12 protein-coding genes are annotated in these 12,874 nt (G+C 60.8%); 2 read left to right on the top strand and 10 right to left on the bottom strand.

Features of this window, described 5'->3' with window-relative positions; translation table 11 throughout:
- From HX783_RS25395 to HX783_RS25375, 5 genes are all read right to left on the bottom strand, one after another.
- The coding region (locus HX783_RS25395) for an OmpA family protein (protein WP_177018689.1) at window positions 1–814 on the bottom strand (814 nt) is incomplete at its 3' end.
- Entirely contained in the window at window positions 811–1,173 is a 363-nt protein-coding gene (locus tag HX783_RS25390; protein ID WP_159959035.1) for a DUF4398 domain-containing protein, read from the bottom strand. The genes HX783_RS25395 and HX783_RS25390, both read right to left, overlap by 4 nt.
- Window positions 1,174–1,182: 9 nt before the next feature.
- The gene (locus tag HX783_RS25385) at window positions 1,183–1,992 is read right to left on the bottom strand and encodes an ABC transporter substrate-binding protein (RefSeq protein WP_177018688.1); all 810 of its coding nucleotides are present in this window, start codon (window positions 1,990–1,992) and stop codon (window positions 1,183–1,185) included.
- An 80-nt stretch (window positions 1,993–2,072) separates the two neighbouring features.
- Window positions 2,073–3,002 (bottom strand): electron transfer flavoprotein subunit alpha/FixB family protein, encoded by a 930-nt coding sequence (locus tag HX783_RS25380; protein ID WP_177018687.1) that lies wholly within the window; start codon window positions 3,000–3,002, stop codon window positions 2,073–2,075.
- Window positions 3,003–3,004: 2 nt separating this feature from the next.
- The gene (locus HX783_RS25375) at window positions 3,005–3,754 is read right to left on the bottom strand and encodes an electron transfer flavoprotein subunit beta/FixA family protein (protein ID WP_016973648.1); all 750 of its coding nucleotides are present in this window, start codon (window positions 3,752–3,754) and stop codon (window positions 3,005–3,007) included.
- A gap of 520 nt (window positions 3,755–4,274) precedes the next feature.
- Here HX783_RS25375 and HX783_RS25370 point away from each other — a divergent pair.
- Window positions 4,275–5,939, top strand: a complete 1,665-nt coding sequence (locus HX783_RS25370) for an electron transfer flavoprotein-ubiquinone oxidoreductase (RefSeq protein WP_177018686.1) — start codon at window positions 4,275–4,277, stop codon at window positions 5,937–5,939.
- A 191-nt stretch (window positions 5,940–6,130) separates the two neighbouring features.
- Here the strand turns inward: HX783_RS25370 and HX783_RS25365 are convergent, their stop codons facing one another.
- Window positions 6,131–7,024 (bottom strand): AraC family transcriptional regulator, encoded by an 894-nt coding sequence (locus tag HX783_RS25365; protein WP_159959045.1) that lies wholly within the window; start codon window positions 7,022–7,024, stop codon window positions 6,131–6,133.
- Between the two features lie 181 nt (window positions 7,025–7,205).
- Between HX783_RS25365 and HX783_RS25360 the strand changes: the two genes are divergently transcribed.
- Complete coding sequence (locus tag HX783_RS25360; protein ID WP_106576183.1) at window positions 7,206–8,258, top strand: NAD(P)-dependent alcohol dehydrogenase; 1,053 nt, start codon at window positions 7,206–7,208, stop codon at window positions 8,256–8,258.
- A 141-nt stretch (window positions 8,259–8,399) separates the two neighbouring features.
- Here HX783_RS25360 and HX783_RS25355 read toward each other — a convergent pair whose 3' ends face one another.
- The 4 genes from HX783_RS25355 to HX783_RS25340 all read right to left on the bottom strand — a co-directional run bounded on the left by HX783_RS25355 (window position 8,400) and on the right by HX783_RS25340 (window position 12,858).
- Entirely contained in the window at window positions 8,400–9,203 is an 804-nt protein-coding gene (locus HX783_RS25355; RefSeq protein ID WP_159961607.1) for an IclR family transcriptional regulator, read from the bottom strand.
- A 195-nt stretch (window positions 9,204–9,398) separates the two neighbouring features.
- The gene (gene araH, locus HX783_RS25350) at window positions 9,399–10,364 is read right to left on the bottom strand and encodes an L-arabinose ABC transporter permease AraH (protein WP_017138344.1); all 966 of its coding nucleotides are present in this window, start codon (window positions 10,362–10,364) and stop codon (window positions 9,399–9,401) included.
- Between the two features lie 17 nt (window positions 10,365–10,381).
- On the bottom strand, window positions 10,382–11,881 hold the full coding sequence (gene araG / locus HX783_RS25345; RefSeq protein ID WP_177018685.1) for an L-arabinose ABC transporter ATP-binding protein AraG: 1,500 nt from the start codon (window positions 11,879–11,881) through the stop codon (window positions 10,382–10,384).
- Window positions 11,878–12,858, bottom strand: coding sequence for a substrate-binding domain-containing protein (locus tag HX783_RS25340; RefSeq protein WP_159959049.1), 981 nt, complete (start codon window positions 12,856–12,858; stop codon window positions 11,878–11,880). Before HX783_RS25340 ends, araG begins: the two co-directional genes overlap by 4 nt.
- Window positions 12,859–12,874: the final 16 nt, after the last annotated feature.

Genomic DNA, 12,874 nt, shown 5'->3' with positions numbered 1-12,874 from the left:
AGCGGGCAGCGCCTAGCTGGCCCTTGTCGTCGGAGAACACAATTTCCACCCGGCGGTTCTGCGCGCGGCCACGTTCCGAGGCGTTAGCTTCCACCGGGTACTGGTCGCCATAGCCTTCGACCTGGATACGTTTTTCGTCGATGCCCAAATCCATCAGCACATCGGCCACCGATTGCGCACGGTCGCGGGACAGTTTGAGGTTTTCCTGCTCGCCACCGGTGTTATCGGTGTAGCCCTCGATGCGCACAACGCGCTTGGGGTTCAGTTGCAGAAACTGCACAATCTTCAGCACTGTGCGGTTGGCTGAGTTTTGCAACTGCGCCTCACCTGTGTCGAACAGCACATCGCCCAGGGTCATCACCAGGCCGCGATCGGTCTGAGTGGTGGTCAGGCTGGCGATTTGCTCTTCGAGCCACTTGCCCTGCTGCTGCACGCTGGCCAGTTTGTTTTCGCGCAGAGCCAATTGCAGGCGTTGGCGCTCCAGTTCCAGCTTGGTGCCGCGCTCGGCATTAAGCCCCTGCTCGGTATGTTCGCGGGCGATCGCGCTGTAACGCTGGCTCAGGTAGGCGTAATGCACCACGTCGGCGCCGCTGCCCCAGTAGCTCGACAAGCGATCGGCACGGGCCAGGGACTCACCGGCGCGAATCACATCCTTGGGCGCGAAGCGCAGCACATTGGCGTCTTCCTTGACCTTCTGGAAATCGGCGCCGGCCTGTTGCAACGGCTGCTCGCTGTTCGGCTGGCTCGCGCAACCGCCCAAAGCGGCGCTGCCCAGCAGCAACACACAGCTCAAACCACGGATCATCGGGCTCATTGGGCTTCTCCCAGCTGCAATTGCTTGCGCAGGCGGGTGATGCGCGTGTTCAGCACGTTGAGTTGCTCCTGGCTCTTGCGGGTCAGAATCTTGGCCTCAGCGAGGCGCGCGTCCAGTTCCGCCTGTTCGGCGCGCATGCGTGCGTGTTTGTAGGATTCGTCGGCCATGTCGGCCTTGGCCCTGGCGAACTTGTCTTCGGCCAGTTTCAGCTCAGGCGAATCGTCGGTGCTGGCACCCACGGCGCTGGCTTGTTCCAACGCTTGCTGGGTGAGGCGTATTTGCTCATTCGGCGCAGGATCGGCTGCACATCCCGCCAAAGCGACAACGGCGAGGGCCGCGAAAAGAGGTCGAATAGTCACTGTAAATCCTTACTTTGCTGGGGTGCCGACGGGTTGCTGCAATTGCGCTTTCCAGCGCTCGAGGTTGCGCTGCATCGCTGCTTGCACCACACCGGACGCGGGCAATTCTGTCATCTTTTTGGCGAGCTGTCCGCGCAGCCACGGATCGTTGCAGGCGGAGTTGTGGGAAATCGCCAGGTACAAGCCGGGCTGATCGATCGGCACGTCGCGCGCAATCAGGTCGTTGCTCATGCCCAGGGTCTGGGCCATGGCCATGCCGGAATATCGCCCGGCGAGCACGTAGTCCATTTCCCCGAGCAGCAGTTTCTGGAAGGCCGGCGTCAACGTAGGCAAGCGTTGCAGGCTGAGCTGCTGGGCGGCGAAGGTGTCGAAGTCGGCACTCAGGCGTGCGCGTTCGGAGACCGCGCCCTTATGGCCGTGCAAGTCGGCGGCGCTGGTGTAGACCAGCGGCGAATCCTTGCGGGTCCAGACCAGGTAGTCGATTTGCGTCAACGCCGGGTGGATGTAGTCGAGGGTTTCCAACTCGCCCAGGTTCAGCGGCGCATCGGCGAGAATGTCCATGCGCCCGCTGCGCACCTCATCCAGGGCCAGGGAGCGTTTGCCGCCGTAGAGCAGGTCAATTTTAAGCCCCAGCTCCTTGCCCACTTGTTGCAATACGTCGGCGGTGGCGCCGATCAGGTGCGTCGGGTCTTGTGGGTCGCGCCATAACAACGGTGGTGCGTCCGGGCTGCCGGTGATCACCAAGCGCTCACATTTGCCGGCAGCCAGCGCCAGGCTTGGCAGCAGCGACAAGGCCAACACTACGTGACGCAAATCCATGGCAGTTTCTCCAGGTTAAAAAGGCGCGCAAAAAAAAGCCCGGTCCAAAGACCGGGCTCTTTATAAGTGAAGCGGCTGGATTAGACCAGCTTCTCCAACTCAGGTACGGCTTCGAACAAGTCCGCAACCAGGCCGTAATCAGCCACCTGGAAGATCGGTGCTTCTTCGTCCTTGTTGATCGCGACGATCACTTTGGAGTCTTTCATACCGGCCAAGTGCTGGATCGCGCCGGAGATACCGACGGCGATGTACAGCTGTGGCGCAACGATTTTGCCGGTCTGGCCGACCTGCATGTCGTTGGGTACAAAACCTGCGTCGACGGCCGCGCGAGAAGCGCCGACCGCAGCGCCCAGCTTGTCGGCCAGGGCGTACAGGTGCTTGAAGTTGTCACCGTTCTGCATGCCGCGGCCGCCGGAAACGACGATCTTGGCAGCGGTCAGTTCAGGACGATCCGACTTGGCCAGCTCTTCGCCAACAAAGCTGGAAGTGCCAGCGTCGTGGGCAGCGGAGACGGCTTCAACGGCAGCCGAACCACCTTCGGCGGCAACCGGGTCGAAACCGGTGGCGCGTACGGTGATGACTTTTACCGAAGCGTTGGACTGCACGGTCGCAATGGCGTTACCGGCGTAGATCGGACGCTTGAAGGTGTCGGCGCTTTCAACCGAGATGATCTCGGAGATCTGGTCAACGTCCAGCTGCGCGGCGACGCGTGGCAGGATGTTTTTGCCGTTGGAAGTAGCGGCAGCCAGGATGTGGCTGTAGCCCTTGCCCAGTTCAGCAACCAGCGGCGCGACGTTTTCCGGCAGCTGATGCGCGTAGGCGGCATTGTCAGCGTTCAGGACTTTGCTCACGCCAGCGATTTTCGCGGCGGCTTCAGCCACGGCGCCAGCGCCTTGACCGGCTACCAGCACGTGAATGTCGCCACCGATTTTAGCGGCGGCGGCCACGGTGTTCAGAGTGGCCGGGGCCAGCACTTTGTTGTCGTGTTCTGCGATTACCAAGATAGTCATGGTTAGATTACCTTCGCTTCGTTTTTCAGTTTCTCGACCAGTTCAGCCACCGACTTGACCTTGATGCCCGCGCTGCGTGCAGCCGGTGCTTCAACCTTGACGGTCTTGTTGGTGGAGGCGGTGGAAACGCCCAAAGCGTCTGGAGTAACCGACTCAAGCGGCTTCTTCTTGGCTTTCATGATGTTTGGCAGGGACGCATAACGCGGCTCGTTCAAACGCAGGTCGGTGGTAACGATGGCCGGCAGTTTCAGCGAAACTGTTTGCGCGCCGCCGTCGATTTCACGGGTAACAGCAACGCTGTCGCCGCTGACTTCGACTTTGGAGGCGAAGGTGCCCTGGCCGTAACCGGTCAGTGCAGCCAGCATCTGGCCAGTCTGGTTGTTGTCGCTGTCGATGGCCTGTTTGCCGAGGATCACCAGTTGAGGCTGTTCCTTGTCGACAACGGCTTTGAGCAGCTTGGCCACGGCCAGGGAGGTCAGCTCTTCAGCGGATTCAACCAGAATGGCGCGGTCGGCGCCCAGTGCCAGGGCGGTACGCAGCTGCTCTTGGGCAGTGGTCGGGCCGATGGAAACCACTACGATTTCAGTCGCCACGCCTTTCTCTTTCAGGCGTACGGCTTCTTCCACAGCGATTTCGCAGAAAGGGTTCATCGACATCTTGACGTTAGCGAGGTCGACGCCGGAATTGTCCGCCTTGACGCGAACTTTCACGTTGTAATCGACAACGCGTTTGACAGCTACAAGAACCTTCATGGATTCCTCGTTACTCTCCGGTGAAAAGAAAGTCGCCTAGGCGAACCTGGCGGTTGATGCTCATCGGCACACAAGGGCACCTCCAAAAACCTCGGTGAGTGACTCAGCGATGGGGAAGTGACGACCGTTCGTCAGTGGTGACTGAGAGGTCATTCTTTATCGCAGCGTGTAAACTGCGCGCCATCGTTTGGGCGCGCGTCACCTGTCTTGCTTTTGGACGTGCTCTTGAAACCTGCAGTCTGCCTACGGTAAGCGCGAAACCGACCGTATATTGACCGGAACGCCTATTCTGGTCAATACGGCAAAATAGCCAGTCATAAGCCGCGCCTCTTTGATTTACCTAGCCTGCGGGCAATTCAAACAAACGTTTGTATTGGACGCTGCCAGTGGTGTAGATATAATGCGCCACCTAGAGAGAAAGGTGGGTCATTGCTGCTGCAAATGCTGTGATGACAGACACGACACCGAACCTCCACCCATTAGAAAAAAAGCCTGTTGAGCCTTGAGTAGGAGATAGCCTGTGGAACGCGAATACATGGAATTCGACGTGGTCATCGTCGGCGCTGGCCCGGCAGGCCTGTCTGCCGCCTGCCGACTGAAGCAGAAGGCCGCCGAAGCCGGTAAAGAAATCAGCGTCTGCGTGGTCGAGAAAGGCTCCGAAGTCGGCGCACATATCCTCTCCGGTGCCGTGTTTGAACCCCGCGCCCTGAACGAACTGTTCCCGGACTGGAAAGCACTCGGCGCCCCGCTCAACACCCCCGTAGTGCGCGATGACATCTATGTACTGCGCAGCCCCGAAGCTTCCACCAAGGTGCCTGACTTCTTTGTGCCCAAGACCATGCACAACGAAGGCAACTACATCATTTCCCTGGGCAACCTGTGCCGCTGGCTGGCCCAGCAGGCTGAAAACCTTGGCGTGGAAGTCTACCCAGGCTTCGCCGCCCAGGAAGCGCTGTTCGACGAGAACGGCGTGGTTCGCGGAATCATCACCGGCGACCTCGGCGTCGACCGCGAAGGCAACCCGAAAGAAGGCGTGTACACCCCCGGCATGGAACTGCGTGGCAAGTACACGCTGTTCGCCGAAGGTTGCCGTGGCCACATCGGCAAGCAACTGATCCAGCGTTTCAACCTGGACAGCGACGCCGACGCCCAGCACTACGGCATCGGCCTGAAAGAAATCTGGGAAATTGACCCGGCCAAGCATCAACCAGGCCTGGTGGTGCACACCGCCGGTTGGCCGCTGGACATCATGAGCACCGAAAACACCGGCGGCTCGTTCCTCTATCACCTGGAAAACAACCAGGTGGTTGTCGGCCTGATCGTCGACCTGTCCTACAGCAACACCTTCCTGTCGCCGTTCGATGAGTTCCAACGCCTCAAGCATCACCCGGTGCTGGCTCAATACCTGGAAGGCGGCAAGCGCGTCAGCTACGGCGCGCGTGCCTTGGCCAAAGGCGGTATCAACTCGCTGCCGAAGATGGTCTTCAAAGGCGGCGCCTTGATCGGCTGCGACCTGGGCACCATGAACGTGGCCAAGATCAAGGGCAGCCACACCGCGATGAAGTCCGGCATGCTCGCTGCCGACGCCGTAGCCGAACGCCTGTTCGCCGACTGCGAAGGCGGCGACGAACTGACCAATTACGTCGACGGTTTCAAAGCCAGCTGGCTCTACGAAGAGCTGTTCGCCAGCCGCAACTTCGGCCCGGCGATGCACAAGTTCGGCCCGATCCTCGGCGCCGGCTTCAACTGGTTCGACCAGAACATCCTCGGCGGCAAAATGCCGTTCACCTTGCACGACACCAAGCCGGATTACGCCTGCCTGAAGCTCGCCAAGGACAGCAAGAAAATCGATTACCCAAAACCCGACGGCAAGCTGAGCTTCGACAAGCTGAGTTCGGTGTTCATCTCCGGCACCAACCACGAAGAAGAACAGCCGTGCCACTTGAAGCTCAAGGACCCAAGCATCCCGATCGGTACCAACCTGCCGCTCTACGATGAACCGGCGCAGCGCTACTGCCCGGCCGGCGTCTATGAGGTGATCACCAAGGAAGACGGCGAGAAGCGCTTCCAGATCAACGCCCAGAACTGCGTGCACTGCAAGACCTGTGACATTAAGGACCCTTCGCAGAACATCACCTGGGTGACCCCGGAAGGTGCGGGTGGGCCGACTTACCCGAATATGTAAGCCAGCTGCTTGAACAAAAAGGCTCCCAACTGGGAGCCTTTTTTATGCCCGGTAAAGACCAGCCAACTCGGTCAACTGTGGGAGCGGGCTTGCTCGCGAAGGCGGAGTGTCAGTCAATACATCTGTGGCTGCCCCACCGCATTCGCGAGCAAGCCCGCTCCCACATTTAGATTGTGTTTGGCCTGGGCTAACTAGGCAGCGCGCTCTTCACCGGGGCTGCGCTCAAAATAGCGCTTATATTCGCGACTGAACTGCGACGTACTCTGATACCCCACATTGTGCGCCGCCTGCGCCACGCCCATGCCTTCGACCAGCAACAACTGCTGGGCCTTGAGCAAGCGCAACCGCTTCAAATACTGCACCGGCGACAACAACGTGCAACGCTTGAAATGCTCATGAAACGTCGATGCACTCATGTGCGCATAACCCGCCAAGGTCTCGATATTCAGCGGCTCGGCGTAATGGGCATGCAGGTGATTCAACGACGTGGCGATACGTGAAAACTGCCCCTGCTGCTCGACCAGTGCGCGCAACACATCGGCCTGGGGCCCGCGCAAGGCGGTGAACAACACTTCCCTGACCCGCGCCGGGCCCATGATCCGGCTTTCCAGCGGATCGTGCAGGCACTGCAACAGCCGTTCGACACTGCCGCGCATCGCGTCATCGAGCATCACCGAACTCATCGACTCCAGGGTCTGCGCCGTCGGCGGCGGCCCGGCCTGCATGCCCATGGCCATGACCAATTCACCCAGCACCACGCGATCAATCCCCACCGTCACCCCGTACAGCGGCGCCTCGGGGGCCATGGCGAACGTCTCGCACTCGAACGGCACCGGCATCGCCTGAATCAGGTAATGCCCGGCGCCATACTCCAGCGTCCGTGGGCCCAGGTAAGCGACCTTGCTGCCCTGGGCCACGAACATCAGGCTTGGCTCGTAGATCTGCGGGCCGCGTGCCACGTCGCAACTGGCGCGCAACACCTGCACGCCGGGCAGGTGGGTCGGGGAGAAACCGTCGCAGGGCGTAAGGCCCTCAATCAAAGCCACCAGCGTGGCATTGGCGTCGAGATGGCGAGTCAACAACATGGCAAAAAACTTCGCAAAAAAGGGATGAGAACATCATCGCAGGTCTGAGGGCGCATGGATCCAAACAAGGGGCACTCCCGGACGAATAGGCATGAGACTCGGAGCAATCGCCATGGCCGCATCCGGGCCCGGCGCGGAGAATGCGCCGCCTCCCTAGTTATTCCTGTTGCGAGGTTTCCTCATGTATACCGCCATCGGTTATGCCGCCCAGTCACCGACCACTCCCCTCGCCCCCATGTCCTTCGAACGCCGCAGCCCGCGCGCCGATGACGTGGCCATCGAGATTCTCTACTGCGGCGTGTGCCACTCCGACATCCACCAGGCACGCAACGAATGGGGCATTGCCGTGTACCCGCTGATGCCGGGCCACGAGATTGTCGGCAAAGTCACCGCCGTCGGCGCCAGCGTCACCGCGCACAAAGTCGGCGACCTGGTCGGCGTAGGCTGCATGGTCGATTCGTGCCGCCACTGCGACGCCTGCCACGCAGACCTGGAGCAATACTGCCTCGAAGGCCCGACCATGACCTACGCCACCCCGGACCGGGTTGACGGCAGCAACACCATGGGCGGCTACTCCGACAGCATCGTGGTCAGCGAACACTTCGTGGTGAAGATCCCGGCCAAGCTCGACCTGGCCAGCGCCGCGCCGATCCTGTGCGCCGGCATCACCACCTACTCGCCGCTCAAGCACTACGGCGTAAAGGCTGGCGACAAAGTGGGCGTGCTGGGCATGGGCGGCCTGGGCCACATGGGCATCAAGTTTGCCAAGGCGATGGGCGCAGAAGTCACGCTGTTCACCCGCTCGGCGAGCAAGGCTGAAGAAGGCCGTCGCCAGGGCGCCGATCACGTGATCGTGTCCACCGACGCCGAGCAAATGAAAGCCGCTGCCGGCAGCTTCGACTTCCTGCTGGACACCATTCCGGTGCAGCACGACTTGAACCCCTACCTCGACGTGCTGCGCTTTGACGGCGTGCACATTCTGGTCGGCCTGATCGAGCCGGTGGATCCGCCGGTGAATGCAGCCAAGCTGGTGCTGGGGCGTAAAGTGTTGGCCGGTTCGTTGATCGGCGGCATTGCCGAAACCCAGGAAGTCCTGGATTTCTGCGCCGAGCACAACATCACCTGCGACATCGAAATGCTCGACATCCGCCAGATCAACGAGGCTTACACGCGCATGATCGCCGGTGATGTGAAGTACCGCTTTGTCATCGACATGGCGACCTTGAAGGCCTGACGCTGATCGTTCCCACGCTCTGCGTGGGAACGCAGGCTGTGACGCTCTGCGTCACCATTGTGGACGCGGAGCGTCCGGGGCGGCATTCCCACGCGGAGCGTGGGAACGATCAATTCCCACGCGGAGCGTGGGAACGATCAATCAGGCCTTCGCGCCCAACTCCGCTGACAGCCGCGCTGCGACCTGTTTGATCACAGGGATCAGCTCGGCCATTTTTTCCAGCGGCATGTAGGGCACGGTACTGGCGATGCTGATACCGGCGACGATTCGCCGGCTGGCATCGCGCACCGGTGCCGCCACACACCGGATCGACGGTTCGTTGTCTTCCAGGTCGAACGCATAACCGCCCGCCACGTATTCGCGCATGCGCTGCTCGAACTGTGCCCAGGATTGCTCCGGGTGCTGCGGCCATTGCTGGCTCTTGCCACCGACCGGCAGGCTGGCTTCATACAGGCGCTGCCACTCCTGCACCGAATCATCCAGCAGCATTGCCTTACCCACACCGGTACGCGCCAACGGCATGCGATGGCCGACGCGCGAGCGCATTTCCGGGCCGTTGCGGCCAGGGTTCTTGTGCAGGTAAAGCACGTCGTCGTATTCACGAATGGCCAGGTGGATGGTGTCGCCGGTCAGTGCCGACAGTTCATCCAGGTACGGGATGGCCAAGGTCACCATCGGCAACTCTTCACGGGCCTGGAAGCCCAATTCGATCAGCTTGGGCCCCAGCAGATAACCGACTTGCGGCACCACACGCAGGTAACGCTCCTCCACCAGGCAACTGGCCAGGCGGTGGGTGGTGCTGCGGGTGGTGCCGATGCGCTTGGCGATCTCTTTCAAGTCGCGCGCACCGGCCGCCACCGCTTGCACCACGCCCAGGCCACGCAACAGGGTCTGGGTGCCAGTGGGCGCGGCGTCTTTGACGGGGGTGTGGGCGTTTTCCTGCATATCGGGCCTATTGGGGAAGTACGAAAACGGCGCCATTATGGCAAATAGCGAACCTCAATACAGTGGAGATCCAACTGTGGGAGCGGGCTTGCTCGCGAATGCGGTGTGTCAGTTAACACATCTATTTCTGATACACCGCATTCGCGAGCAAGCCCGCTCCCACATTGGATTTTCAGTGTTGCTGAGACCGAGTTTCTAACGCTGCTTCATACGGTCGATAATCACCGCCAGCAACAGGATCGAACCGCGAATCACGTACTGATAAAACGTGTCGATGTTCTTCAGGTTCATCGCGTTCTCGATGATCGCCAAAATCAGCACACCGGCAATCACGTGCCGAATCATGCCGATGCCGCCGCTCAGCGATACACCGCCCAGCACGCAGGCCGAAATCACCGTCAACTCAAAGCCCTGCCCAATCATCGGTTGGCCCGAGGTCATGCGCGAGGCGAGGATCACCCCAGCCAAGGCGCCGATCAGACCGTGCACGGCAAAGATGATGATCTTGGTGCGATCAACGTTCACCCCGGCCAGCAACGCCGCTTCCTGGTTACCGCCGATGGCCATGGTGTTGCGCCCGTAGGTGGTGTAGTTCAGCAGCCAACCGAAGAACACAAAGCACAGCACGGTGATGATGATCGGCACCGGCACGCCCATCAACTGGCCGTTACCGAACACGAAGAAGCGCTCATCCATCACCCCGACGGCCTTGCCGTTGGAGAAGATGTAGGCCAGGCCACGCACAATCTGCATGGTCGCCAGCGTCGCGATCAACGCGTTGATGCGCAGCTTGGCGATGACGATGCCGTTAATCAGCCCCACCACCAGGCCCATGGCCAACGCCGCCGACACGCCGAGCACCACGCTGTCGGTATCGCGAATCACAATCCCCGCCACCACGCCGGCGCAGGCAATCACCGAGCCCACCGACAGGTCGAAGTGCCCCGACGCCAGGCAGAACAACATGGTGCAGGCGGCAATGCCGACCGTGGAAATCGCCAGGCCGAGGCCACGCATGTTCAGCGGCGAGAGGAAGTTATCGATAAACAACGCGCTGAGCACAAAGATGCTCAACGCGGCGAGCAGCATCACCCAATCATCCAGAAATTTGCGTTGGTTGAAACCTGGCCAGAAGCCTTTTGCAGTCTTTACCTGGGACATCATTCACCTCGAATTCTTCAAGCCCGCGTACGCGGAAGTGCCAGTTGCAATAGCTGTGCTTCGTCCGCCTGATCGCGGTTCAACTCGCCGGTCAGCACGCCTTCACTCATCACCAGGATGCGGTCGGAGATGCCCATCACTTCCATCAGGTCGCTGGACACCACGATCACCGCAATGCCGCTGGCCGCCAGGTTGTGGATGATCTGGTAGATCTCCGACTTGGCGCCGATGTCGATGCCGCGTGTCGGTTCATCGAGCAGCAACACCTTCATCGGCATCGACAGCCAGCGGCCAAGAATGGCCTTCTGCTGGTTGCCGCCGGACAGGTACATGATTTTCTGTTCGGCGTTCGGCGTTTTGACTTTCATCGCCTTGATTTGCTGGTCGGCGTTGCCCTTCTCCCAACCCTCACGCAAGAGCCAGCCAAACGTGGAATGGGCGCCGCGTGCGCTGATATTGATGTTCTCGGCGACGCTGGAGAGCGGAATGATGCCTTCCTTTTTACGGTCTTCCGGGCACAGCAATACACCTGCCGCGATGGCATCGCGGGGTGAGCGCAGTTGCAGGTTTTCACCACCGAGTTGCAGTTGCCCGGCGGTGGAACGCGTCAGCCCGCTCAGCAGCCGAAACAACTCGGTACGCCCCGCGCCGACCAACCCGAACAGGCCAAGAATCTCGCCCTTGTGCACCTGCAGGTTGACCGCTTCACGCAGGCCCGGGCCGAGCAAACCCTCGACCTTGAGCGCCACTTCGCCACGCTCACGCGGGCGATAGTCGTAGATGTCCTGAATGTCGCGGCCGACCATGCAAGTCACCAACTGGTCGTGGGTCAGCGTGGCCATGTCGTCAAAGGTGCGCACGAAACGGCCGTCCTTGAACACCGTCACCGCATCGCAGATCCGGAACACCTCTTCCATGCGGTGCGACACGTAGAGCACCACTTTGCCCTCGTCCCGCAGGCGCGTGATGATCGCCATCAAGCGGTCGATTTCTCGCGCCGAGAGGCTGCTGGTGGGTTCGTCGAAGGCAATGACATGGGCGCCACGGGACAGCGCCTTGGCGATTTCCACCAGTTGGCGCTGGCCCAGCGACAACCGCCCGAGTTTCTCCTGCGGGTCGATTTCATCAGCCAGGCCTTTGAGACATGCCAGCGCCTGCTTGCGCAGTTGGCCGCCATTGACCACGCCGAAGCGCGACGGCAAATGCCCGAGGAACAGGTTCTCGGCCACGGTCATTTCCGGCACCAGGTGCAGCTCCTGGTGGATCACCGCGACGCCGCTGGCAATGCTGTCGGCGGCGGATTTGAAGTCCATGGTCTGCTCGCCGATCTGCACCGTGCCGCTGCTCGGAATGTAGGCACCGCCGAGGATTTTCAGCAGCGTCGACTTGCCCGCGCCGTTCTCGCCCATCAGCGCGTGTACCGAATGCGGCCGCGCTTCAAAGCTGATCTGCGCCAAGGCTTTGACCCCGGGAAAATCCTTGCCGATGCCGTTGAACCGCAGGGCCGCGCCGGTCATTTCCACAGACCGATTTTGCTCAACTCTTCCTTGAAGTTGGCGCGGGTGATCAGGGTCACGTTGTCCAACGCGGTGAACTTGGCAGGTTCCGTGCCTTTGGTCACCCATTCGAACATCGCCGTGGCGGTTTTGTAGCCCGAGGCGTCAGGGCTCAGCAACATCGAGCCATAGAAACCGGTGTCGGACTTTTTCAGTTCTTCGATGGCGTCGGTGCCGTTGATGCCCACGCCGATCACGTTGGCGGCCTTGAAGCCCGCGCTTTCGGTGGCGCGCACGCCGCCCAATACGGTGCTGTCGTTCATGCCGCCGATGATCAGGTTTTTCGCGGTACCCGGCAGTTTCACCAGCGCCGAGTTGGTCGAATCCATGCTGCCCGGCACGTCGAGGGTTTTCTGTGCGCTGAACAGGATATGGTCGGCGGGCAAGCCGGCAGCCTTGAGGCCTTCTACCGAACCGTCGGTGCGTTTCTTGCCGGTTTCCAGCTCGTCAAAGGTGTTGATGACGGCGTAGGTTTCCTTCCAGTCCCAGTTGCGATGCTTGGCTTCGGCGGCCATGGCTTCGCCTTGTTTCTGGCCGATTTTGTAGGCGTCCAGGCCGACGTAAGGCACGTCTTCCATGGGCTTGCCTTTGGCATCGACGAAACGGTCGTCGACGGCCAGCACTTTCAAGCCATTGAGCTTGGCCTTGGCCATGATGGCCGGGCCCAGGGACACGTCCGGCGGGCAGATCACAAAACCCTTGGCGCCGTTGGCCGCGAGGGTGTCGATGGCCGAGAGGGTTTTCTCGCCGTCAGGCACAGCGATCTTGATCACGGTGAAACCCTGGTCCTTGCCGGCTTTTTCGGCAAAGGCCCATTCGGTCTGGAACCAGGGCTCTTCCGCCTGTTTGACCAGGAAGCCGATCTTGACTTCTTCGGCAGAGACGAAGCCGCTGAAGGCCGCGGCGAGCGCCAGGGCGCCGAGTGTTTTCTTGAACATGAACCACCTCGTTCTT

The organism is Pseudomonas sp. D2002, assembly GCF_013385735.1.
In the GTDB taxonomy this organism is placed as follows: domain Bacteria; phylum Pseudomonadota; class Gammaproteobacteria; order Pseudomonadales; family Pseudomonadaceae; genus Aquipseudomonas.
The sequence above is the reverse complement of the archived record's forward strand: the minus strand, read 5'-3'. Positions and strand labels throughout refer to the sequence as shown.